This window comes from Acidobacteriota bacterium (genome assembly GCA_016208495.1).
Lineage (GTDB): Bacteria > Acidobacteriota > Blastocatellia > Chloracidobacteriales > Chloracidobacteriaceae > JACQXX01.
In genome coordinates this window covers 88,071-112,141 of sequence record JACQXX010000085.1, presented here as the reverse complement: position 1 = coordinate 112,141, position 24,071 = coordinate 88,071, and the positions used below count along the sequence as shown (strand labels likewise).

The following is a 24,071-nucleotide window of genomic DNA, read 5'->3' as shown; positions in this document are numbered from 1 at the left end:
TGTCGGATTGTCAAGGAACAGATTCGGTTACAGGGCGAGGGGGTTCGGGATCTGGTGATGGAAGTTTGTGCCGCCCTTCACAATTTTCGAGTTCGGATCACACCCTGGGTTCCTATGATTTAATCGTAATAACCTTTATTGTAAAACCAGTGAAAATCGCCCGTTGATCGGCCCGCTTCCCATCCAGGGACTGTATGTCATCGGGGCACTTTCCGGGTTTGGGATTATGGCGTCACAGGCTGCCGCCGAACTGTTGGCCGCTCACGTCATGGGTGCTTCCCTACCTGACTACGCACCTGTCTTTCACCTGGAACGCTATTCTGACCCGGCTTATCAAGCACTGCTGGAAACGGTCAGTGCCTGGTCAGGGCAGCTTTGAGAATTGAGAATGAAGAATGAAGAATTAGGGGCAAACTGGAACCATTTTCCAGTTGATGCAACGGTTCAATAAATCACAAATCTGCCTCATCTCTTCATTCTCAATTCTTCATTCATCTTTAGGGAGTTTTTATTGTGAAGATTTTTCAACTCGCACTCATTTTGGTTGCACTCACGGCAAGCCTTTTGATTGGTGGCTTTACGTCAAGTACTTTCGCACAGTCCAATGCGCAAAATCCACTTGAGGAATATGGAACGCGCGATCCGGAACTGGAAATGAAGGCGTCGAAGAATGTTGAAGTCGCCAAATACTATCTGGGGCAGAAAAAATACAAGCAATCTATCAGTCGGCTGGTCGAGATTGTTGAGATCTACCCGCAGTATTCACGATTCGATCAGGTGTTGTTTTATCTGGCTGAGTCGTACCTGGCCAACGGAGAGTTGGACGAAGCGAAAAGCCGCTATGGCGAATTGATTGAAAAATTCCCTGAAAGCGAACTCTTCAAAAAGGCTGGAAAACAACTCAAAAAGGTCGAAGAAAAGCAGAAACAGGCAAAGGGATGATTGATGACAAAGTGACCGAATGACAAAGTGACAAGGTGACAAGGTGACAAGATACCAGACAAAAGGGACTGTCCAAATTTTTCTGTAACCAGTCAATTCAACCTGGAAAAACCAGGTGATCGGCTCTTTCTTTATGGTTGATCACCTTGGTCACCTTGTCACCTTGTCACTTTGTCACCTTGTCACCCTATCCCCTTGTCCCCCTGTCATTCTGTCACCTTGTCACCCTGTCACTTTGTCACCCTGTCACTTTGCCATCAGTTGGTATCACGACGGCGAATAATCGGAATCGGTGATTTTCCGTCGTCAAGCAACTCGGTTGTGCTTTCGGTTACGGATGGAGGCACGATTGGGTTGACTTCGAGGCGGTTGGTCTGACTGGGAAGCGCATATTGGATAGGCTCAGTTGACCGCCGAAAGTCTTTGAGTTCAGTGGGTTCTTTTGGGTGAACTCCCTCACGCAAATGACGCATCCCGTTGAGCGCACACACCCACCCAATCACCCCGCCCAGCAAGGCCAGAATTTCAAACAAAATAACGGCCTTCGGCTTGAGCGTAATCCCTGGAAGCAATGGTAAACACAGAAAAAAGAGTGAGATCCCAATCGAAATCAGGCCAACCAGCAGATTGTCGTGAGCCATGGCCCCCTTTGAAGTCAGCCGTAACACCTCAAATTCCGCTGGAGTGGATTCAACCGCCGGCGTTCCACACCGACGGCAAAATCGTGAATCTGTTGTAAATTCTGTTCCGCAAGTAACACAGTTTCCAATCAAATCAGTATGCCGGGCCCAGGCACAAATCGCTTCCGCTTCGCGATTCATCACCTGTTTATCGGCTTTGGTCATAGTTGGATGACCGATCAAATAATTGAAGGTCGCCAACGTGGCATTTTCGCCTGAAGCCTTGAGACTCACATGGAGTTTGGTGAAGTAATCCAAAATATTGCTTGAGGTGTAGCTTTCGCCTCCGCCCTGGGCTTTGCGTTTGGCAATAAGCGGGTGTTCTTCCTGAACCTGATACCCCATTTTTTCCAGCGCCCGGCTCAAACGGCTTCGTACAACCTCCACATTTCCCGGCAAGCGCAACGTGACCTCATGCTCAGACGGGCCAACCCCATAGTTGTTGCTGTCCATTGACAGATACTCAGTCCCCATAAGCCACCTGTTCCTCAATGAATTTTCTTCTGAAACGGAGTTCCAACTCGTGGAAGTTGCCTGATCAATTGGTGTGTGATTTTTCAGATCGGCAAAGTGGTCGCCGATTTTTAGAAATTTTCCGTATGATGGAAATTCGATTCTGCACTCGCCAGGTGAATTCAGGCTTTCCAGTCTCAATAAGTTTTTCAACTTCAAGCCTTTCCAGGAACAGCCGACCACGGGCGACACCTTCAATTTTTACCAGCCGGAGAAAAATTCTGTGACAGCCCCATCCCTTGTTTCAACTGATTCTGTCTGTTTTTTCACTCATCACCAGGAATTCCCCGGAAATTCCCGGCTTTTTCTTGATTACTTGAATGGCTCTAACCAGCTTGCGGCATTCTTCCCTGGTTTTTCCTCGCAAACACTTTCCGTTCACCATCTGGCCACCCTGGCGCCAGGTATTGCGGCGGAGCATCCCGAACGTGACACCCTGGTCGAAGTTTTACTCGAACAAAACCGGAGCTGGGGTGCCACACCACACACCTTCGCTCAAATTGACAAATTGCGCAATCAACGCACGGTGGCAATCGTCGGCGGGCAGCAGGCCGGGTTGTTTGGGGGGCCGTTATTGAGTGTCTATAAAGCCTTGACGATAATTCATCTGGCTGACCAGCTCACACAGGCGGGAACACCAGCCGTCCCCGTTTTTTGGATTGCCAGTGAAGATCATGACTTTGCCGAGGTCAATCACACTATCTTGTTTGGTCGTGATGGCGGACTGGTGAAAATTCCATATCAGGATTCCACCGTGTCACAACCTCCGGTCGGAAAACGAACGATTGAACCCACCATTGATCAGTCCTGGGAAGCACTGGTCGGAGCGCTCCCAGAGACTGATTTTACGGCTGGAATTCTGACTGATTTGCGTGACGCATACCAAACAGGGGTTGGCTGGTGCGATGCGTTTGCCCGATGGATGACCCGGCTATTTTCAAAATATGGATTGATTGTCATTGACCCACGTGACGCTCGACTCAAAGCCGCAACCCATCAGGTGTTTCAAGCTGCAATCAGAAACCGTCAGGAATTAGCCAGTGCCATTCACCGCCAGAGTCAGGCCCTGATTGAAACTGGCTACCATGCGCAGGTGAAAACCGATGTAAATCAATCGCTTGTGTTTGTTGAACTTAACGAAACCCGAACATCTCTGATTCAAACGCCCGACGGATTCCAAACCAAAAGCGCCAGCGGCGACCAGCATCAGTTTTCGACTGAAGAACTCAGTGCAATTTTTGAATCTGACCCCTTGCGCATTACCCCAAATGCCCTGCTCCGGCCAGTTGTTCAAGACGTGCTGTTGCCAACCGTCGCCCAGGTCGTTGGACCGGCTGAACTGGCCTATCTGGCGCAATCCCAGCCAATTTATGATCATCTCAAGCGAACCGCGCCGGTTCGGTGGCCGCGTTCCGGAATGACGCTGGTTGAGCGGCGTCATCTGAAAACCCTTGAGAAATTTCAATTTTCTGTGATTGATGTGGTGAACGGCGAACAAACCTTGATGCGCCGGATCTTAACTGAAGTTCTGGATAGCAGCACGGCGGAGCTGTTTACCGAAACTGAAACCCTGTTCAATACCCAGCTTGATAAATTGCAGACTTCACTTGACCGGCAGGATCCAACGCTGGCCAAAGCACTGGTTCAAAGTCGGGAAAAGATCCTCTATCAACTCAATCATTTACAAAATCGGTTCTTGAACAGTCGGTCTCAAGCTGAAGAAGCAACCCGACGGCAAATCGAACGGGCCGTGGCTGCGCTCTATCCAGATAATGCCAAACAGGAACGTGAACTGAACCTGCTTCCGTTTCTGACCCGCTATGGCTGGGACCTGATTGACCGTCTCCATCGTGAACTGAAGGTTGATCCGGCCCACCATCAGTGGCTGGTGGTTTAATGACAAGGTGACTGGGTGACAAGGTGACAATAAAAATGAAATCTCATTGATCACCCTGTCACCTTGTCACCCAGTCACCTTGTCACTCTGTCACCCTGTCATTTGTCACTCTGTCACCTTGTCATTTGTCACCTTGTCACCCTGTCACTCTGTCACTCTGTCATTTGTCACCTTGTCACCTTGTCACCCTGTCCCCCTGTCCCCTGCCGGGTTGGCCTTTTCCAGAAAAGCTGCATACTCTTCGGCATTTTTATAGGTCACTACTCCCTGACGCTGAGTTACTTCTTTCAAAAGATCGAGGATTTCGCGATCAGTTCGGACGGCTGACTGGCGTTCTTCCTGCCGCCGGTTCCAGATTTTCTTTCGCATCTGCCAGACTTGTTGAAAAGCCTGAATGTCCTGATATTTGCCGCCTGAAATCAGATCGCGCACAAGGAGCAAAGCTGTCATTCCAAGATGTGAAACCCACATCCACGGATCATGCAGGTGGATCCAATGCATGATCATCCGGTTGCGCGTCGCAATGACATTGACGGTTTTGGCCTCGAAATGCTTTGGAATCGTGGCACTTGACTGGTGATAGACCAGGCTTTCCGGTTCATAGAGCACCTGCCAGCCTCGCTTCCAGGCCCGATAACACAACTCAGCATCTTCCCAGTAGAATGGAGCCAGAAGTTCCTCAAACCCTCCAATACGCTTCAGTTTTGTCGCATCAAAGAGGACATACCCCCCGCTGGCCATCATTGTAAAGAGGGGTTTGTTGATCTCGCGGTTATATTCTGGAAGCAGGTCATAACTGCGATACACTTTCCAAAATCCTCGAACCAGTTCGCCAACCCGGCCTGCCCCGTCAATTTCGGTGGTTGGTTTCAGATCTGGACTCAAACGGTAGGCCCGACTTCCGACTGCAAAAACGTCCGGGTTTTGAAAATGGCGAACCAGCCAGATAAGGGCAGTTGGGGTGGCTTCGATATCATTATTGAGCAACCAGATCAGCGGCAATCGCGCCGCCGCAAATCCGATATTGCACGTTGGACTGAACCCACGATTGTGAGTTTGCGGCAGGCACAAAACCCGGTTTGGAAAGTGACGGGTTAACCAGTTGACCGTTTCATCCTGACTTCCATCATCCACAATGATAATCTCGGTTGGCGCTCCAGACTGTTGTTCATAGACTTCGGCTGCCTGAATGACCGATGGAAGAAACCGCTTTAACAGGTGCTGACCGTTAAACGAGGGAATGACAATACTGACCCCGTTGGTTAAATCGGATTGTGACGCAAAATTATCTATCAAAGTGATTTAATTGCCTGTTGAGGAATGTTATTTATGCTGTGTCTGAGCCTAATCTATCATATCCTCATGCAAGGACTGCTATGAAAATCACGGTTCGTCCGCTCCTGCAAAAACGTCGGCTCATGCTGACAGGCGGGGCTCTTTTTCTTGTTGGATTGTTGATCTGGCAACCCGTATCAGTTCATTTCCGGGCCGCGAGACTGGTTGTCAAAATGGCAAAAATTGCCTTCCTTGATTCCCCAATCCTCAGTACCCATCCCCCAATTGTTGAAACCGTTCTCACTTTTCCGGATCCCCAAACCGGTCATCCGATACGAGCCCGGCTGTATGCGCCTCAAAATGTTTCTTCTGGACCAGGAATGGTCTTAATTCATGGTGTTCATCGGTTGGGGATGGATGAACCAAGGTTGATGGCTTTCGCCCGTGCTTTCTCGACAACCGGCCTGATGGTGCTGACCCCTGAGATTACAGAACTGGCTGACTACCATATCAGTCCTCAATCCATTCAGACCATTGGCACAACCACTCAATTTTTGAGCCAGAAACTTGGTCAATCAAGCGTTGGACTGATGGGATTGAGCTTTGCTGGTGGATTGGCACTTCTGGCAGCCGGGGACGTCAGATACAAATCATCCATTCACTATGTCGTTTCAGTTGGAGGCCACCACGACCTGGCCAGAGTCGCCCAATTCTTTGCGACAAATCAAATTCCTTTACCTGATAGCAGCATCCAGAAACTGACAGCTCATCCCTACGGGCCTTTAATCATAGTTTATTCAAACCTGGCACATTTCTTTCCACCGAAAGACCTTCCCCAGGCTCATGAAACTCTGAAATTATGGCTTTGGGAGCAACATGACGCAGCAAAAAATCAACTTCCAACGTTGAGCCCGGAATCTCAAAAGAAGATGGAGTTGTTGTTTGAAGGGAAAATTGATCAGTTCGCGCCAGAGCTTCTCAAGGAAATTGAAAACCTGCGCTCTGATATGAAGCTGGTATCTCCAAATGGTCAGCTTCACGGGGTGTCAGTTCCGGTCTTTTTACTGCACGGAGAACTTGATCCGGTCATTCCAGTGGCTGAAGCTAAATGGCTGATCAAAGAAATCCCGTCTCATCCTGCCAATCATGTTTTGATCAGCAAATGTATTGGGCACGTTGAACTTCAGGGAGAGCCTTCGTTTTCAGAAGTCTGGCAACTGGTACATTTTGTGGCTGAGATTTTGTCCAGGGCTGGAAAAGGTGGGTAGGCAGCTTGGGGCTTGGGGCTTTTCGAAAGATCAGGTTTTCAACCCTCAGCCCTCAGCCCTCAGCCCTTAGCCCAAACTATCACATCATGCCTTCGTCAGCCGATGGGCCATACACCGAGGGCACTGGAATGTCATTCAATCGCAAATACACGCCGAGTTGCGCCCGGTGATGGATCAAATGGCTTAACACCATGGTTCGGAACACTGCAATTCGCGGCAGAGTGAAAATGGTTTTTCCGGTCATCAGTAATGACCATTGAACCAAAAAGTGCTCGTCGGTAGCCTGTGCCAGCGCCTGGCGAGCGTCTTCCACGTTTTTATCAAACCAGCCGAGCAATTCTTCTGATGAAGTTGCTGACGGATTTTTGACCGGTGGTTGACCTTCGGGCGCCAGGTCAAGTGATTCAACTTCAAGGGTTTTCACCGCCCAAAATGGAATATGGGCGATGTGCGAAGCCAGATCCCCCATTGACATTGATTTTTCGTGGGGTTTCCAGCCAAATTTTTCAGCGGGTACCCGAGCCAGCGTTTTTCGAGTACTGGCCATTTCTTGATCAAATTCAGGCAGGAGCATTTCATTTAAAGCCATCGGTATCCTCCAGTTTTAACGGGTAAAAACAAAAAGAATGAAGAGGTTATGGATTTTTCATCATCCAGGTATTTCTTCATTCCTCATTTTCAATGCTTTATTCAATCAGATTGCCGGTGCAGCCATTCCCATCGCCGACCATTCTTCGCGAGCTGGTCCATAGATGCCAGGGACACTCAGCCCGGCCTGACGCATCAACACAGTGAGTTGCCCACGGTGATGAACTTCGTGGCACACCAGCGCCATCAGGGTAAAGCCACGTTTCCAGACTTCACCATACATATTATCGGTTTGCTGCAAGGTCTCATCGGTCCAATTGGCTTTTACCTGCTCTAGCACCGACGCCGATCCGCATTCATAGCCCACCACAATCTCAGCAGCCGTCGTGGGAACCGGGGCATCCACGGCGGGTCCATCAATGGTCAATCCGGTATGGCCCAACATTTCCGGGTGTGTTTGAGCAATGTGCCAGGCAATCCGGCCAATGGTGCGATCCTGGGGGGACACGGCCTGGGCCAGTGACGCATCAGTGAGTGCTTTCAATACTTTGGCTGTGGCATCGCGTTCATAATTCCAGTTTCTTTCAAAATCAGCAATGGCTTGAAACATAAGAAGTCTCCTCAAATCAAAAGGTTATGGTTCTTGTTCATTGATGGTAAAGCGCATAATCGGCCTGGAAGTTGACCGGCGCAGGCATTCGTGAAAGCCGGCTTTACGAAACGCCGAAACCAGACCGGTCCAGGCAAACACGTCCGGCATGGAATCTTTTTGAGGTTCCACCGGATATCCCTCCACAACTTTCCCACCCTGGGCACAAACATATTCAACAGCAGCTTTTAATAAAGCCACCGTTACCCCCTGGCGGCGATAGGGTTTGGCGACAAACAAACACGTGACCGACCAGACCGGTGTATCGTCCACACGTCGAAGGATGCGTGACCGCTCCAGGGATGGGTAATCTGAACGTGGCGCAATGGCACACCAGGCAACAGGTGTCTGGTCAACATAGGCCAGTAACCCCGGAGCAACCTGGCTGGTCGCAACGATTTCCTTCATAGCGGCTTTGTTTGCTTCGCCTTTTTGGAGATCAAATTGTGCCCGCTTCAGCCGCCACCACATACACCAGCAACCGCCGCAAGCGCCACGTTCACCAAATAAGGATTCAAAGTCAGCCCAGTTTTCCACCGTTAAGGGTTGAAAGGTGAGAGACAACATAGGTTGGAATGGGAATAAGAATCAGGAAGCTGATTACACTGTAATATAACTTTTATATCCTGCCAAGTTTTTTTTGCGGTTTACAAAAGAGCGCTGAGCGAAATAGCTCAGCAGTGCGTCTCAGATTGGGGTCTATCAACCCCTAAACTCATTGTTTCTCACTCTTTCGCTACTTCACGATTCACTATTTCACACTGCTCGCTATTTCTTCCGATAGCGCCCCGGCGGTTTTCCTGATCCAGGTGATGCCATTTGAACCAGTTGCGAGAGTCCTTTTTGATCACCAATCACCACCAGACAATCATCTGGATGGAAGACCGTATCGCCTGACGGGTTAAAAATCATTTCACTTTGGCCACGTTTGACAGCTACGACAATAATGTTGAGCGAACTCCGGATCCCTGAATCTTTGAGTTTCTTTCCAGCCAGCGGAGAATCAGTGGCCAGTTGAACCTGTTCAATCGCCAGATCGAGTTCCTCAGTCATCGTGGTCAACTCGATAAAATCAGCCACTGCTGGGCGCAATAAAACCTGCGACATCTGGTGCGTGCCAATCATGACTGGGGAGACAACCCGGTTGGCACCGGCCTTGCGCAGTTTCGAGATCGCTGATTCCTCATTGGCACGAGCCACGATATAGATTTTTTCATTCAGCCCCCGAGCCGTCAGTGTAATGTAGACATTGTCAGCATCGGTTGAAGCACAGCAGACCATGGCCCGAGCCGTTTCAATTCGTGCTCCAAGGAGGGCCTCTTCATCCGTGGCATCACCATTGAGCACCAGACACCCTTGCTCCATCAGCTTTTCAGCCAGATGCTCATCTCGCTCAATAACCAGAAAATCAACCCCTTCACGTTGCAATTCCTTCACCAGCCGTTGTCCAACACGGCCAGCGCCGCAAATAATATAATGGGATTCTAACTGACTGATATCTCGGTACATACGTCTTCGGTTCAGCGTTGCATTGAGCGTTGCCTGAAGCACCGTCTGGGCAGCAGTGGTAATGACATAGCCAGCGCCTCCAACCCCAACCAGCACAAACATGATTGTAAATAACCGGCCTTCCCAGGTTTTGGGAACAAAATCTCCGTAGCCAACGGTCGCCAGGGTAATGACCGTGACATAGAGGGAGTCGAGCATTGACCAACCTTCCAACAAGTGAAAGGTGACCGTGCCAAACACAATGAGAAAGAATAAAAAGGCCAGGGAGTTCAGCAGTCGCCCATATGATGGCATAGCAAGACAAATTGGGGAGTATGGGAATAGTTGCCAGCAACCAGCAAAAGATCAGGTGGTCGATAGATTTAAGAAGTTCCGAATCAACACTTTACCAGGCAACGTCATAATTGATTCCGGGTGAAACTGGATGCCTTCACAAATGGCCTGACGGTGCCGCAATCCCATAATGATGCCATCTGGAGTTGTGGCTGAAACCTCAAGCACCGGTGGAATATAATTTCGATCCACCATCAACGAGTGGTATCGAGTCGCTCGAAACCGGTATTCAAGGCCCTGAAATACACTTCGCCCGTCGTGACAAATTTCACTGGTTTTTCCAAGTGTAATCACCGGAGTGGAGGCGACGTTTCCACCAAAAGCAACCGCAATGGCCTGAATTCCGAGCCCGACGCCTAAAATTGGAATCCGCCCAGCAAAGGTTTGAACCGCCTCAACCGTCACACCCGCCCGCTGAGGGTGACCACTCCCAGATGAAATCACGATGTGAGATGGGCTTTTCTGATTGATGTCAAACAACGTAATCCGGTCATTGCGATGAACTTCAATATTTGGATTCAGTTCGCCCAGATACTGAACCAGGTTGTAGGTGAAAGAATCATAGTTATCAATCACAAGAATCATAAACATCTCACCCAAATAGATGACTGGCAAAATTGACTTGAAGGAGTGAGACCTTCGTCAATCAAGGATTAAGAATGTGACCTGGGCAGTTTGGTCTGATGGGGGACCTGGTGGAGAGACTGCTCAAGCATGGTAATTTTTGATTTGACTTCCTGAGGCTGGTTGGGATCCAGCTTCAAAACCTTATTGTAACATTCAAGGGCTTCGACTGATTGACCCAGGGCCAATCGGGCATCACCTAAAGTGTACCAGTATTGAGGGTTTTGGGGAGCTCCTTTTATGGCCTGCATCAATGGTTCCAAGGATTCTTTTGGACGCTGTGTCACAAGCAATGAGTACCCCAACAAAAAACAGTTTGACGCATCTTCTTGAAAATGAAGATCCTGCCTGTATGAATAAGCTAAGTTTTCAGCCGCTTCCTGATAATTTTGGAACCGGTACGCCCAAACCCCCAAACCCTTTCGATATTCCAGATTGTGGGGTTCTAATCCAACGAGCTGTCGAAGGAGCACATACTGAGTTTCTGATTCATTGCGCACCTGAGCTGCCGACAACAGGTTGTGAAGGGCTCTCACATTCGTTGGGTTATGGGTGACAGCATTTGACCAAAGGGAGAGATCATCTTTCCAAACTGGCAAATAACTCAGCGTTAAAATCCCACATAAAACTCCAGTCAGGACAATCCCACTGATTCCCCACTCTGACGACTGCCGACCAAGCCAAAGCGCACCAGGGAAAAACAGACCCAGAATGGAAACATACAGATAGCGGTCGTTTGCAATCAGCATGCCTGGCACCAGGTTTAACATCGGCGATAAAAAGAGTAAAAACCAGGCAAGTCCAAAAGCATGGGCGCGATTCTGCGACCACTTCTTCCAGGCCACGCCTCCCCAAATCAAAAGAACTCCCCACCCAATCGCCGCCTGCCAGGCCACAAAGGGCATTGGCGGTGTTCGCGGATATAAATCAATTGGCCAGAATGTCAGTTTGAAATAAATTGCGATATCACGAGCGGGTGAATTAAGCCATTCCTTCAATGAAAAAGCGGTTCGGAATTGTGTTTCGAGAATTTGCGCCTGATATGCCCACCAACTGAACAAACCGGTTAATCCAAAGAATGGTATGTAGGCCCACATTCGGCTGCGGCTCAAAGAACCTTTATACCAATCCAAACATAAGAAAATGAGACACAGAGGAACCCATTGCGCCTTTGAAGCCAGGGCCCCCCAATACATCACAAGCGTGAACGCGTACCAGTATCCGTTCTGTTTTCGGGTTGATGACAACTGCCATTGCTGAAAACAACACAAGGCCGCAAACCCAAACGCGGCGGCAAGCACATCTTTGCGTTGAGCCAGCCAGACCACATTCTCAATCCGGCTGGGATGAATCGCAAAACACACCGCCAGGAACCAGGCTGAAACAGGGTGTTGGGTCAGTTGAAGAAAAAAAATAAAACACAATGAAGAGCTTACCCAATGCAACAGCCAGTTTGTGACCCGGTATCCAGCCGGTGAGCTTCCCCACAAAGGATACTCCAACATATAGGAAATGCGGTGCAGCGGGTTGTAATTGACAAAATAATTGGTCGTAAAAATCTGGTGGACATTCTTCCAGGAGATGGTGCGGATGGCTTCATCTTTCAGGATGTAGGTCGAAGAGTCATATTCCAGCATCGCATAGTTGAGTGAGCCCCCAAAGACGGCCAGAATCAATGCCAGAAACACACCACTCGCAATCAACACTGGAGCAGATTGATACCAGGAACTGATTTTTTGAAGAAACGGATGACTGCCTCTCGACGATAAGGGGAAGGTATCATTCGATGAGGTGGGGGTCATATCATTTGAGGCTTAAAGCAAGAGAGAAAATGAAAGGTGTCAGTCAAACACCCGTCCAAGGGGATTGGGGTTAGGATTGCATCTCGCCAATGGCTCAATCATAATGGCGACCAACTATACCACACACCGTATCTTTGCTCACAAGAAAAGGAATCCAGCCGTGGAATTTTCAGTTAATCGCTCTGACCTTCTGAAAGAGTTAAACTTTCTGCAAGGCGTGGTGGAAAAGAAAAGCACCATTCCTATCATTCAAAACCTGTTGATTCGCGCCAAAAAAGGTGAGCCGCTGACCCTGGTGGCAACCGATTTGGAATCAACGCTACGCTGTCTCTGCCCGGCTCAGGTTAGAGTCGGAGGAACCATTCTGCTTCCAGCCCGGAAATTGTATGACCTGGTCCGCAGTCTTCCAGACGCTGAAATCACCGTCAAAACCGATGGCAACGATCAGGCAATTGTGACCTGTGAACGCTCCAGATTTAAACTGTTAAGCCCTGACCCGGAAGCCTTTCCGCCACTGGCCAACGTCCCAGATGCTCAATTTTCGGTTCCGGCGTCCATCTTACGTGCCATGATTCCCCGGACGTTGTTTGCCTCCACTCAGGAAGAATCCCGCTTTGCCCTCAACGGCGCCCAGGTGATTCTCAGCCCTTCGACCTTGCGGGTCGTGGCGACTGACGGCCACCGACTGGCCTTTATTGAAAAATCAGGCGTTGAATTCAAAGCCCCCAAAGAAGGCATCAAACTGCTGATCCCGAAAAAAACGCTGGCCGAGGTTCAAAAGCTGGCCGGGGATGCCGATGACGAAATCATCAAATTTGGCAAAGACGACAACCACATTTTCTTTGAAATTGGCAATCGGCTCTATATCTCACGAATGCTCGCCGGTCAGTTCCCCAATTATGAAATGGTCATGCCCAAGGCGAATGATAAAGCACTGATCCTTGAATCAGATCGCCTGGCGGCAACGTTGCGCCGCGTCGCTTACATGGCTGACGACGTCACCCACGCCATAAAAATCAACATCACTGAAGGCCAAATCGAATTCAGCGCCCAGTCAAGCGGGTCCGGCGAAGGCTTTGATGCCCTTCCGGTTCCATATGACGGAGACACCTATTCACTGGCCTTTAATGTGCAGTACCTGCTTGATTTTCTCTCAGTGGTCAATGTTGGGGAAATTAGTTTCGAATTCCGTGATGAAGCCACGCAAATCCAGTTGCGCCCACACGGTGAGAATGACTACAACTACCGCTATGTGGTCATGCCGATGAGGAATTAAGTTGGGGCTGAAGACATCGGGCTTGGGGCTGAAGACATCGGGCATCGGCGCCCAGGTCCGAATTCAACTCGAAAGTCTTCGCTCAAAAAATGGCGAGCATATTTCCTATGCCTGTGCGAATGACCAGGCAGTGATCTGAAATATTTCAGGGGGATTGTTTGAAAGGGAAATAAAATGGAGCGGGCGATGGGACTCGAACCCACAACACCCAGCTTGGGAAGCTGGTACTCTACCATTGAGCTACGCCCGCTCAGCACATCCAGGTTATTAGAGGTGTTTTTTAGAGCGCCAAAAATAATTCCTCCGGGCACATCTGTCAACAGTTAAGTGTCCAATCAAAAATGAAAAGTGAAAATTCTCCTGACACATCCCCACTGCGTCCCAATAATTTTCACTCTTACCAGCGACAAACCTCCGGCTTATCAAACCAATGTACTTCACCAGACACCATGCTTGGAGCCTGATTTTCGCCGTGATAACGCTGCTGGTAACCAGTGGCTCAGCCCAGGGGGCATCACAATCATCACTTCAAGCCGGAATTATTCCGTTTGAAACCGTGGCACTGGCGCCGGAGATTCCATCACTCCCACTCGAAGCCGCCTTAAGCCAGGGCTTGCAGGCCAGCGGTGTTGAAGTCCTCCCTTCGGCGCTGGTTGGAGCTCCCCTTTCCGCTCGGAATGGTTCAGCCATCAACTTTAACCCACATCGTGAAGAAGCCCGGCAACTTGGCGCCGCGCTTGGATGTGATTTTTACCTTCAGGGGCGAGTGCTGAGTGCGAGGCGACTGACCAGCACAAACGAGTCCTATTTTGAAGTCCGGTTCAGTCTGTTTTGCATTGACGCCCGAACCGGAACCCTTGTGACGTGGCGAGAACTCAAAGCCCAGGGGCCATTCCCAGAACATGCCCGGGCAGAAGCCATCTGCGAAACCAGCCGGCTGGCAACCGTTGTGGTTCACGATTTTCAGGTCTTTCGGAAACAGCAAATATCCCAACTGAATGATTCTTCTGGAGATACAGTACTTGACTTGCGAAGTGGCGAAGTTCCCGAAGATGTGACCTTGCCGATTTTCCTCAAACGTCCACGCCCAACCACCACTGAAGCTGCCCGTGATGCCAGTATCGAAGCCAAAATTGAAACTGAAATTGTGTTTGGCACAACCGGGAAAGTTGAAGATATTCGGATCGTTCGCTGGGCCGGATATGGGTTGGATGAAGCCGTGATTCAGGCAATTCAAAGCTATTCATTTAAGCCAGCTACGCAAAACGGCGTCCCAGTTCGCATCAAATTGCTGGCGGAATTTAACTTCCGGCGACAGGAGAAACCGTAGATCTGGCACGGAAAATATGCCATCTGTTTCAGGGTGAACATCGAAAATACTTGAATTCAATTGGCTTAAAAACCCTGAACCCTAAACCCTAAACCCTAAATCTCGTGCAGTTATGGCCAAAAAGCATTCATCGAAAAAGGCAGTTCGACCCGCTCTCAAACCATCGAAATCTTCCCGACGTCAAGTTATTGCCCTGGTTGGAGGCTTGCTTTTCCTGGCCCTGGGGGTGTTTTTCATCATTCCACAAGCCACACTTGATGACTGGCAATACGGCAAGCAAAACCTTCCAACCACAACGCTCACGCTACCCAATGGGCACAAACTCAGTGTTGAAATGGCCCGCACACCGACTGAGCATGAAATCGGCCTGATGCTGCGCAAAAGTTTAGCGCCAGATCGCGGTATGTTGTTTATTTACAATCGTGAAGCGCCACATACCTTCTGGATGAAAAACACGCTGATTGATCTGGACATCATTTTCATTGGGGCGGACAAACGCGTCACGAGCGTGGCGGCAAATGTCCCACGCACCACAGCCGAAACACCGGATGCCGATATTCCACGGCGGTCAGGCGTGGGTCAGTATGTGTTGGAAATCCCAGCCGGACGTGCAAAGGCGCTGGGAATTGCGGCAGGAACACAGCTTTCTTTTTCAATTCCTTGAAAAGCAATGACTTTGCCACCTTCAGTCTATGTCATTGGTGGCCCGAATGGGTCAGGAAAATCAACACTGGCGCCGTTTCTCCTCCGAGACAAACTCCACCTGGCCAACTTTATCAACGCGGACACGATTGCTTCGGGCCTCTCCGCTTTTGAACCGGATCAGGTTCAAATCGAAGCGGGTCGCATTGCATTAAACCGGTTGGAGCAGCTTGCGACTCAACATCAGTCTTTTGCCTTTGAATCAACTCTGGCCAGTCGAACCTATGCACGACGGATAAGTCAATGGAAAACAACTGGATACAGATTTCATTTGATTTTCCTCTGGCTTCAAAGCAGTGAACTGGCCATTGAACGAGTTGCCATCCGAGTCAAACTTGGGGGACATTCAATTCCGGAAGAAACCATCCGGCGCCGATACTTGAGAGGAATCCAGAATTTCCACGATCTCTATAAACCGCTGGCGAACAGTTGGTCCGTTATTGACAATTCCAAATCTGGTCAACCAGCACTGATCGCTCATCGTGCAAACTGTGGATGTTTGACGATATATAAAAATGAACTTTGGAAATCCTTCTGTGAGATGAGTCAATGACCAAAGAAACCAACCAACACCTGGAGCCTGTTTCAATTGAAACGATAGACCTTGAGGCAGTTATGTCTGAGGCAGTCGCCCATGCCTTGCTCCTGCACAAACGAGCAGGAAATGCCGTGCCAAGCTGGGAGAACGGAAAAATCATCTTTTTGCAACCTGACGAAATCCCGGTTGAAGATCCACTCCAAAAACAGAAGCCTGATTAAGGGTGGCTTTCCATCCCCTATCCCCCATCCCCCGTCCCCTATCCCCTATTCCCTGGTTGTCCTATGTCACGTTATCCATTTGAACCGCTCGACTTTTCCAACCTTTCCACCTATCCACTCGCTGAACGCAAAAGCAAAGTTTCGGTCGAAGATCTGGCCAGACCCATTCAGTCAGGCGGCTCGCTTCGAGAATTTTTTGAACGCCTGCCAAATATTCTGGCGGTTCAGAACTTGAAAGCTGTTGCCCAGGCGGTTCGGCAGGCACGTCAGAAGGGGAAAATCGTCCTGGTTGGACTCGGTGGGCACGTCATCAAGTGTGGGCTGGCGCCGGTGCTGATTGACCTGATGAATCAAGGGTTTATCAACGGATTTGCCCTCAATGGCTCTGGCGTAGTCCATGATTTTGAAATTGCCCTGATTGGTTCGACGTCTGAAGATGTAGACGCCACGCTTGGCTCAGGTGCGTTTGGTGGCGCTGAAGAAACCGGACGGTTCATCAATCAGGCATACAGTGAAGCCTTGCGTGATTCAATCGGTGGAGGCGAGGCCATTGGACGACTCTTGACCGAAATGAATCCACGCTTTGCTGACCGTTCCCTGCTCTGTTCAGCCTACCAGCACAGCATTCCGGTAACCGTCCATGTGGCTGTTGGAACTGACATTACGCACATCCATCCAACGGCTGATGGGTCAGCAATTGGGGCAGCCTCATACCATGATTTTCAACTGTTTTGTTCGGTGGTGAAAGGTCTGGATGATGGCGGGGTTTATTTGAATCTCGGCTCAGCCGTTATTTTACCGGAAGTTTTTCTGAAGGCGGTCACTACCTTGCGCAACCTGGGCCACCAGTTGGAAGGGTTTACCACGGTCAATTTTGATTTCCTCCAACACTACCGACCACTGACGAATGTGGTCCGGCGACCAGTTGCCGGAGGTTCAGGACACGGATTTGCCCTGACTGGTCATCACCTCTAAAATTGGACCTCAATTGCCTTTGTAAGTTGTTGATTCTGGGTTCTGGGATTTTCAGGATAATCAGTGGTCAACTCAGACAATAGCCGAAAAACAATTTCAGTAACTCTTTAAATTTGCTGAGGTTTAGAGGCAAGTTAAAAAAATTTGGGTAATGACAAGGTTCCGGGTTCCGGGTTCCGGGTTCCGGGTTCCGGGTTCCGGGTTCCGGGTTCCGGGTTTTCGAACCTTTAAGCCGTTTTGTCTTTTCCTGTCTTTTTCTCAAAGACCCGAAACCCGATTCCTTGTGTTCTCTCCCAGCCATCAACAGGCTATAATCTCTTCACCAACGGCAACAACTCACATGATCTAACCTGAAATCAATCAGTTACGAGTAAATCACACTCTCACGGTTTCTACTCGCTACTCGCTACTCGCTACTCGCTACTCACTACTCACTCTATCACCTATGTCCCACAAAGAATTTGTTCACCTGCACTTGCACTCTGACTTCAGCCTTCTCGATGGTGCAATTCAACACGATGCCCTGGCTGAACACGCCTCCAAACTTGGGTTTTCGGCGATGGCCGCCACCGATCACGGCAATATGTTTGGGGCGATGTCCTTTTACAACTCCATGAAAAAACAGAATGTGCGCCCCATCATCGGCATGGAAGCCTACGTGGCCCGTGGCTCGATGCATGAACGGGGGGCAAACACTGAAGGAGAAAAAGGGACCAATCATCTCATTCTGCTGGCGAAAAATCAGACTGGATATGAAAATCTGGTGATCCTGACGTCGCTGGCCTACACCAAAGGGTATTACTATAAACCCCGGATGGATAAGGAGTTACTGAGCAAGCACAGCGAAGGGCTCGTAGCCCTGTCAGCCTGTATGTCCGGTGTCCCAGCCTCGCTTATTTTGCGGGACAAAATGGATCGGGCGGTGTGTGAGGTTGGCGAGTATCAGGAAATTTTCGGCAAAGGAAATTATTTTCTTGAACTTCAATGTCACGACGGCTTTGAAGAACAGCAATCACGTGTCAATGCCGGACTCACTGAAATTGCCCGGAAACTTGATGTGCCGTTGGTGGTAACCAATGATGCGCATTTCCTGACCCGCGATGATTTTCGTGCCCATCAGGCACTCCTGTGTCTGCAAACCGGCAAAACGATTGACCAGGCCACGATGCACTACAGCCCGACGCACTATGTCCGAAGCGCCGAGGAAATGTGGCATCTCTTTGAAAATCAAAATGTTGAAGCACTTCGCAATACCATGAAAATTGCGGAGATGTGTCAATTTGGGTTTCCAAAGGCCAAAATGCACCTGCCGGAATATCCGGTTCCCGAAGGCTTCACCATTGACAGTTACTTTGAAAAAGTCGCTCGCGAAGGGCTTGAAAGCCGACTCCAGGAATTAGCCCCACTTCATGCCCGCGGAGAGCTGAAATACAGCGTCGAACAATATCGGGTACGGCTCGATCATGAAATTGCCACCATTAAGAAAATGGGCTTTTGCGGATACTTTCTCATCGTCTGGGATTTTATTCGATATGCACGAGATAGCGGCATCCCCGTGGGCCCGGGCCGTGGAAGTGCTGCGGGCGCGATAGTAGCCTATGCGATGCGCATCACGGATATTGACCCGCTCCAGTTTGAACTCCTGTTTGAACGCTTTCTCAACCCGGAGCGCGTTTCAATGCCCGATATTGACGTGGATTTTTGTGTCCGCGGACGTGGTCAGGTGATTGATTATGTCGGTAATTTCTATGGTCGGGAAAACGTTTCGCAAATCGTCACCTTTGGGACGATGGCTTCAAGGGCAGCGATTAAAGACGTTGGACGGGTGCTCGATATTCCCTACGCCGAAGTCGAAAAAATCGCCAAAATGATTCCGCCGCCACAGCGCGGACGCAACGTTCCGATTGGCGAAGCTTTAAAAACCGTTCCCGAACTCAAAACGGCCTATGAAAAAGACACCCGAATCCGCGAGATGCTCAATCTGGCTCAGCGTCTGGAAGGGTGTTCGCGGCATTCGTCCATTCACGCCGCCGGAGTGGTGATCTCGCCACGACCCGTCTATGAACTGGTCCCAGTCTTCAAAACCAAAGCGAAAGATAAAGAACGCGGTGAAATTGACGTCCTCGCCACGCAGTACAACATGAATGACCTCGAAAAGGCTGGCATGTTGAAGATGGACTTTCTGGGACTCACGACGCTCACCATCATCAATGACTGCCTGGAAAACATTCAGCGCGAACACGGCCAGACACCCAACCTCAATGAAATTCCACTGGATGATCCAGCCGCCTTGCGTCTGTTTGCCGACGGTGAAACCGAAGCGATTTTCCAGTTTGAAGGCGACGGAATTAAAGAAATCACCCGGCGGCTGAAACCCGAAAGCCTGGAAGACATCATTGCCCTTAATGCCTTGTACCGACCTGGCCCACTCGATTCCGGCATGGTGGATGATTATATCGAGCGGCGTCATGGTCGGAAAAAAGTCCGATATGACTTTCCCGAACTCAAAGATATTTTGGGAAATACCTTCGGCGTTTGTGTTGCCGGAGACACGCTGGTTCTGGATGCCTACTCTGGAAAACGAGTTCGCATTGATGAACTGGAGTCCCAAATCGGCACTTTTTATGTTCAAGGTGTTGATCAGAATCTCAATTCTCAGATTGGGCGAGTCACTCATTTCTTTGACAATGGGGTACGTGAGGTTGTCGAGTTGAAATTACGCAATGGCTCAACTGTCAAAGTAACCCCAGATCATCAAGTCCTGACGGAAGCCGGCTGGCGTCAGGTAAAAGATCTACAGGTAACTGACTTTATTGCCACCCCGCGTCGCCTGACGGTGGCCGATGAGCAAGACTACAACCGCCAAAAACTGCGTGTGCTGGCCTATCTCATTGCTGATCGTTCACTGAGTTCAGCCGCCTGCTGTGATTTTGTGTTTGGACTGAATTCAGAGTGCATTAGCTTCTTTCTGGCTTCGTTGTGGGATTGCGATGGCCATTTAGGCCCCAAGCTCTATCACTACAAAACAATTTCACACCAGCTTGCCCTTGACGTTCAAACGCTCCTCCTGCGACTCGGCATTCATTCAGTTATTTATGAGTCGGTCTATGAAGCCGAAAAACGAAAATCTGAGCCAACCACAGCCTACCAGGTGACAGTTTACAATCTTCATCTCTTTCGAGAGCTGGTTGGGCCATTCCTGGTGTCTAAATCATTTCCTCCAGCATCTTCAATCAGTACTGAATCCAGAGACTCTGTATCGCGTCAGATTTTCTTAGCTGAGTTGGAGCAGTCGTGGAGTCAATCCTGGAAAAGCCTGGAACGGGAATATGATTTTTCGGTCCAACATTTGCGCCCTAAAAAGAGAGCGATTCCCCGTATTTCCATCAATGCCATCTGTAGCGTGGTTGATCCGCTCAATCTTTCTCAAACCCAGACCAATCTTAAGGTTCGTTGGGAAGAGATTGTTTCAATTCAACCAGCCGGAACAGAGCCAGTCTATGACATCACGGTTGAGGGGATTCACAACTTCGTCGGTAACAACATCGTGCTCCACAATTGCACCTATCAGGAGCAAATCATGGCCATTTTCCAAAAACTGGCTGGGTATTCGCTCGGAGAAGCCGACCTGGTTCGACGCGCCATGGGGAAGAAAAAGCGCGAGGAACTCGATGCGCACAAGGCCAAATTCTTTCAACAGGCTGAAGATCGTGGTCACGACCGGGGAAAACTCGAAAAGTTGTGGCAGTCGCTCGAAGGCTTTGCGGACTATGCGTTCAATAAATGTCTGGTCGGTGATTCGCCGATTGTGGACGCCGATACAGGTCAGGTGGTGACGATAGCTCAAATTGCAGCCAGGGAAGTCTCAACATCCCACACGTTTAGTTTTGATGGACACCAGATCATCGTCAACGAGATCATCGAAGCCTTTGAAACCGGTGAAAAACAAGTCGTTGAACTGGAACTTGAAAACGGACGCACCCTGCGCTGTACCCCTGACCATAAGTTCTTCACAGATCAGGGGTATCTTCCATTACACGACATTCTTGACAAAAGCCTGGAGGTTTACTTTTCAGAAGAGGTGGAAGCTTTCACCGCCAGCAGCCTGGAAGCACCTGGTCAATACCCTCAAAACCGGGTCACCATCCGCCTGAAAAAGATGAAGCTCGTGCGAGTCAATCCGTCGGGGACGGAAAAAACCTACAACATGACCATGCGCGGACCGCACCACAACTACTTCACAAATGGCATTCTGACAGCCAACAGCCACTCAGCCTGCTATGGGGTCCTGGCATATCAGACAGCCTATCTGAAAGCATACTATCCAGCGCATTTCTGGGCTGCTGTTCTGTCAAACGAATTAAACAACACCGACAAGGTGGCCAAATACATCGAACGCGCTCGCGCTCAGGGAATTGAGATCCTGCCGCCAGATGTCAACCTCAGTTATCACGGGTTTACATCAACGGAAAAAACCATCCGGTTTGGGCTGATGGCGATTAAAGGCATTGGCGAATCAGCCGTGGATGCCATCGTCGAAGCCCGCAAAGACGGCCCATTTACGTCAATCTATGATCTGGCCAAACGGGTTGACAGCCGGGCACTCAACCGACGAGTACTGGAAAGCCTGATCAAATCGGGAGGTCTCGACGAACATCCCGGTACTCGCGCCCAGAAATTTGCGGCGATTGAAAGCGTGATGGAAAGCGGCGCCCGGGCGCAACGCGATGCTCAGAGCGGTCAAGCCTCACTTTTTGGAATGCTTGAAGCCGAGATGGAAGCCGATGCTGATGCTGCGTTGCCGGACGTCCCAGCCTGGTCACAACAAGAGCAACTGGCCGGCGAGAAAGCCACGCTGGGCTTTTACATCACTGGCCACCCGCTGGCGAGTTACCGGGAACTGCTGACCAGTTTCTCAAATGCCAGCTATGAAAGGCTTAGCAAGTGTCAGCCCAACCAAATCATCAAAATGGGCGGGATGGTGGTTGGCTATGTGGTGAAAAACACCAAGAAAGGCGACCGGTTTTGCGTCTTCGCGCTTGAAGATGAACTCGGGTCAATCGAAGTCATTGCCTGGCCGGAAACCTTTAAACGCATTAGTGGCAAAATTAGTGATACCCAAGCAGTGCTTGTAACTGGTAGGATTGAATTTACCGATGACGGTCCTTCGAAAATCATTGCTGATGACGTTGAACCGCTCGCCGGCCTCCGGGAACGCTCCGCTTCGCTGCTGACCTTCTACTTCCGGTCAGGCAGTATCACCGCCGAAAAAGTTGACCAGCTTCGCAGCCTGTTTGATCGCCACCGGGGCGATTGTCAGATCAGCTTCGAAGTACAGTTACCAACCGGAGATATTGCCTGTGTCCGCCCAAATCAGTTTGTGCGCGTCAAATCCAGCCCGGAACTCCTTCATGCGGTTCAGAGCTTGTGTGCCGGATGCGAAGTCCGGATCAGTTAAAATACAGTGACCAGGAATGAAGTGTGAAGAAAGCTTTTTGTTGATTTACAAAGACTTCGTTCATTCTTCATCCTTCATTCCTATTCAAGGATCTTCCTGAGCATGACCAGGCCAAATTTACCTACTCTTCACCGCCAGTTGACCGGGTTTCTCCTTCACACGTGCCCGGTATTGATTCTGGCTGTGATGTGTACAAATGGAATCAGCAGTTCTTTTGCTCAAGCTATGGCACGACAAAACACTCCCTCTGCAGTTCCCAAAGTACGGTCGGCTGATGTTGAATCAGTTGATGCCATCATCAAAGCGCTCTATGACGTGATTTCAGGTCCCGCTGGTCAAACACGTGACTGGGATCGGTTCCGGTCATTGCTCCATCCATCAGCCAGATTGATTCCAACCAATCCAACTCCGACTGGTGGCAGTGAAGCCCATACCTATGATGGTGAAGGTTATATTCAACGAGCTTCAGCCTATTTTGAAAAAAGCGGCTTTTATGAGCGCGAAATTGCTCGGAAAAGCGAGCAGTTCGGAAATATCGTGCACGTGTTGAGTACCTATGAATCCCTGCATTCACCGCAGGACGCTAAACCCTTTGCCCGTGGCATTAACAGCATTCAATTACTCAAAGATGGGAACCGATGGTGGGTGATGACAGTTTTTTGGGACACCGAACGACCTGACAACCCAATACCCAAAGCCTATCTCCTGAAATCGAAACCCAGGAACACCAAATGATGAGCGATGACGTGTGAATGATGAATCAACAAACCACCTGTAAATTCAACGAGATACCACTTTCATAATTCATAATTCATAATTCATAATTTGTAACTTGGAGGAATGATTGGCGTGTCGCTGCTTGAACTCGAAGCTGAACCGAAAAAGGCGGAACCTTCGCACTTTCGAAGAGTCCTGATTGTGGTGGGTGTGGTGATTCTGATTCTGGTGGGAGTTGGTGTCTTGTGGAGCGAGTACCAAACCAAACAAGACCGTCTCCAGCGTTCGGCCAACTTGCTTCGGGCCGGGAATCCAGATTTTGAAGCCTACGTCAAAGGCCAAAAAGTGGTGGTTACTGAAATGGAAACCTCGGAATCAAGCAGCATGATCGAGTTTGTGTATGAACTCACCTGTCAGATTGAAAACCGGGGTGATCGGACGATTGAAGCCATTGAATTGCGAGGATTTATCTATGATTGGGAAGATAAACCCTCTCGCGAAATTTATCGCTATCCATTGCCCAGCAAAGAACTTCCAAAACTTGGCCCCAACCAGAAGCTCAAGGTCCGAATGTCGATTGACGGCGTAAAGGACAACGCTTACGTCAAAAATGGACTGATTGAGATCCGGGGTCTTCGCTTTGCTCGATAATGGGTCGGAAACGTGCTCTTTCGATTGAAAAAGGGCAGTGCAATTTAGTAGTTTTCCTAAACCCCATCTGATGACCGCAATTGCAACCTCAGCCTCCACCGAATCAGATTGAAGTTCACCACG

The 24,071-nt window shown here is 49.6% G+C and carries 20 protein-coding genes, 1 tRNA gene and 1 pseudogene; 13 read left to right on the top strand and 9 right to left on the bottom strand.

Annotated elements, in window-relative coordinates; genetic code table 11:
- Positions 1 to 136: 136 nt before the first annotated feature.
- Both HY774_17460 and bamD read left to right on the top strand, forming a co-directional pair.
- Positions 137 to 379: pseudogene (locus HY774_17460) on the top strand (FAD-binding oxidoreductase).
- 134 nt (positions 380 to 513) lie between these two features.
- Positions 514 to 942 carry an outer membrane protein assembly factor BamD gene (gene bamD, locus HY774_17455; protein ID MBI4750273.1) on the top strand — a complete coding sequence of 143 codons (429 nt, stop codon included), beginning with the start codon at positions 514 to 516 and terminating at the stop codon, positions 940 to 942.
- 257 nt (positions 943 to 1,199) lie between these two features.
- On the opposite strand, the gene HY774_17450 is transcribed toward bamD, so the two are convergent.
- Entirely contained in the window at positions 1,200 to 2,096 is an 897-nt protein-coding gene (locus tag HY774_17450; GenBank protein MBI4750272.1) for a zinc ribbon domain-containing protein, read from the bottom strand.
- A gap of 262 nt (positions 2,097 to 2,358) precedes the next feature.
- Here HY774_17450 and bshC point away from each other — a divergent pair, with 262 nt between their 5' ends.
- On the top strand, positions 2,359 to 4,032 hold the full coding sequence (gene bshC, locus HY774_17445) for a bacillithiol biosynthesis cysteine-adding enzyme BshC (GenBank protein ID MBI4750271.1): 1,674 nt from the start codon (positions 2,359 to 2,361) through the stop codon (positions 4,030 to 4,032).
- 183 nt (positions 4,033 to 4,215) lie between these two features.
- On the opposite strand, the gene HY774_17440 is transcribed toward bshC, so the two are convergent.
- Positions 4,216 to 5,328, bottom strand: a complete 1,113-nt coding sequence (locus HY774_17440) for a glycosyltransferase family 2 protein (GenBank protein MBI4750270.1) — start codon at positions 5,326 to 5,328, stop codon at positions 4,216 to 4,218.
- 80 nt (positions 5,329 to 5,408) lie between these two features.
- On the opposite strand from HY774_17440, the gene HY774_17435 reads away from it, so the two are divergent.
- Positions 5,409 to 6,575 (top strand): hypothetical protein, encoded by a 1,167-nt coding sequence (locus HY774_17435; protein MBI4750269.1) that lies wholly within the window; start codon positions 5,409 to 5,411, stop codon positions 6,573 to 6,575.
- A gap of 79 nt (positions 6,576 to 6,654) precedes the next feature.
- On the opposite strand, the gene HY774_17430 is transcribed toward HY774_17435, so the two are convergent.
- The 6 genes from HY774_17430 to HY774_17405 all read right to left on the bottom strand — a co-directional run bounded on the left by HY774_17430 (position 6,655) and on the right by HY774_17405 (position 12,080).
- Positions 6,655 to 7,164, bottom strand: a complete 510-nt coding sequence (locus tag HY774_17430) for a DinB family protein (GenBank protein MBI4750268.1) — start codon at positions 7,162 to 7,164, stop codon at positions 6,655 to 6,657.
- Positions 7,165 to 7,269: 105 nt separating this feature from the next.
- Positions 7,270 to 7,773 carry a hypothetical protein gene (locus tag HY774_17425; GenBank protein ID MBI4750267.1) on the bottom strand — a complete coding sequence of 168 codons (504 nt, stop codon included), beginning with the start codon at positions 7,771 to 7,773 and terminating at the stop codon, positions 7,270 to 7,272.
- A gap of 24 nt (positions 7,774 to 7,797) precedes the next feature.
- Positions 7,798 to 8,379, bottom strand: coding sequence for a GNAT family N-acetyltransferase (locus tag HY774_17420; protein MBI4750266.1), 582 nt, complete (start codon positions 8,377 to 8,379; stop codon positions 7,798 to 7,800).
- Positions 8,380 to 8,580: 201 nt separating this feature from the next.
- Positions 8,581 to 9,615, bottom strand: coding sequence for a potassium channel protein (locus HY774_17415; protein MBI4750265.1), 1,035 nt, complete (start codon positions 9,613 to 9,615; stop codon positions 8,581 to 8,583).
- Positions 9,616 to 9,666: 51 nt separating this feature from the next.
- On the bottom strand, positions 9,667 to 10,239 hold the full coding sequence (locus HY774_17410; GenBank protein ID MBI4750264.1) for an aminodeoxychorismate/anthranilate synthase component II: 573 nt from the start codon (positions 10,237 to 10,239) through the stop codon (positions 9,667 to 9,669).
- A 68-nt stretch (positions 10,240 to 10,307) separates the two neighbouring features.
- A complete protein-coding gene (locus tag HY774_17405) occupies positions 10,308 to 12,080 on the bottom strand; it encodes a tetratricopeptide repeat protein (GenBank protein ID MBI4750263.1) in 1,773 nt (590 codons plus the stop codon).
- Positions 12,081 to 12,240: 160 nt separating this feature from the next.
- Here HY774_17405 and dnaN point away from each other — a divergent pair, with 160 nt between their 5' ends.
- The gene (gene dnaN / locus HY774_17400) at positions 12,241 to 13,356 is read left to right on the top strand and encodes a DNA polymerase III subunit beta (protein MBI4750262.1); all 1,116 of its coding nucleotides are present in this window, start codon (positions 12,241 to 12,243) and stop codon (positions 13,354 to 13,356) included.
- A gap of 175 nt (positions 13,357 to 13,531) precedes the next feature.
- Here the strand turns inward: dnaN and HY774_17395 are convergent.
- Positions 13,532 to 13,606 (bottom strand) — tRNA-Gly (locus HY774_17395).
- 222 nt (positions 13,607 to 13,828) lie between these two features.
- Here HY774_17395 and HY774_17390 point away from each other — a divergent pair.
- The 8 genes from HY774_17390 (at position 13,829) to HY774_17355 (ending at position 23,948) form a co-directional block, all read left to right on the top strand.
- The gene (locus HY774_17390) at positions 13,829 to 14,686 is read left to right on the top strand and encodes a TonB family protein (GenBank protein ID MBI4750261.1); all 858 of its coding nucleotides are present in this window, start codon (positions 13,829 to 13,831) and stop codon (positions 14,684 to 14,686) included.
- 112 nt (positions 14,687 to 14,798) lie between these two features.
- Positions 14,799 to 15,350 (top strand): DUF192 domain-containing protein, encoded by a 552-nt coding sequence (locus HY774_17385; GenBank protein ID MBI4750260.1) that lies wholly within the window; start codon positions 14,799 to 14,801, stop codon positions 15,348 to 15,350.
- A 6-nt stretch (positions 15,351 to 15,356) separates the two neighbouring features.
- Positions 15,357 to 15,941 (top strand): zeta toxin family protein, encoded by a 585-nt coding sequence (locus HY774_17380; GenBank protein ID MBI4750259.1) that lies wholly within the window; start codon positions 15,357 to 15,359, stop codon positions 15,939 to 15,941.
- A 62-nt stretch (positions 15,942 to 16,003) separates the two neighbouring features.
- The gene (locus tag HY774_17375; GenBank protein ID MBI4750258.1) at positions 16,004 to 16,147 is read left to right on the top strand and encodes a hypothetical protein; all 144 of its coding nucleotides are present in this window, start codon (positions 16,004 to 16,006) and stop codon (positions 16,145 to 16,147) included.
- 63 nt (positions 16,148 to 16,210) lie between these two features.
- Positions 16,211 to 17,122, top strand: coding sequence for a hypothetical protein (locus HY774_17370; GenBank protein ID MBI4750257.1), 912 nt, complete (start codon positions 16,211 to 16,213; stop codon positions 17,120 to 17,122).
- 445 nt (positions 17,123 to 17,567) lie between these two features.
- Positions 17,568 to 22,580, top strand: a complete 5,013-nt coding sequence (dnaE, locus tag HY774_17365) for a DNA polymerase III subunit alpha (GenBank protein ID MBI4750256.1) — start codon at positions 17,568 to 17,570, stop codon at positions 22,578 to 22,580.
- A gap of 225 nt (positions 22,581 to 22,805) precedes the next feature.
- Complete coding sequence (locus HY774_17360; GenBank protein MBI4750255.1) at positions 22,806 to 23,315, top strand: nuclear transport factor 2 family protein; 510 nt, start codon at positions 22,806 to 22,808, stop codon at positions 23,313 to 23,315.
- A 114-nt stretch (positions 23,316 to 23,429) separates the two neighbouring features.
- Entirely contained in the window at positions 23,430 to 23,948 is a 519-nt protein-coding gene (locus HY774_17355; GenBank protein ID MBI4750254.1) for a hypothetical protein, read from the top strand.
- Positions 23,949 to 24,071 lie beyond the last annotated feature (123 nt).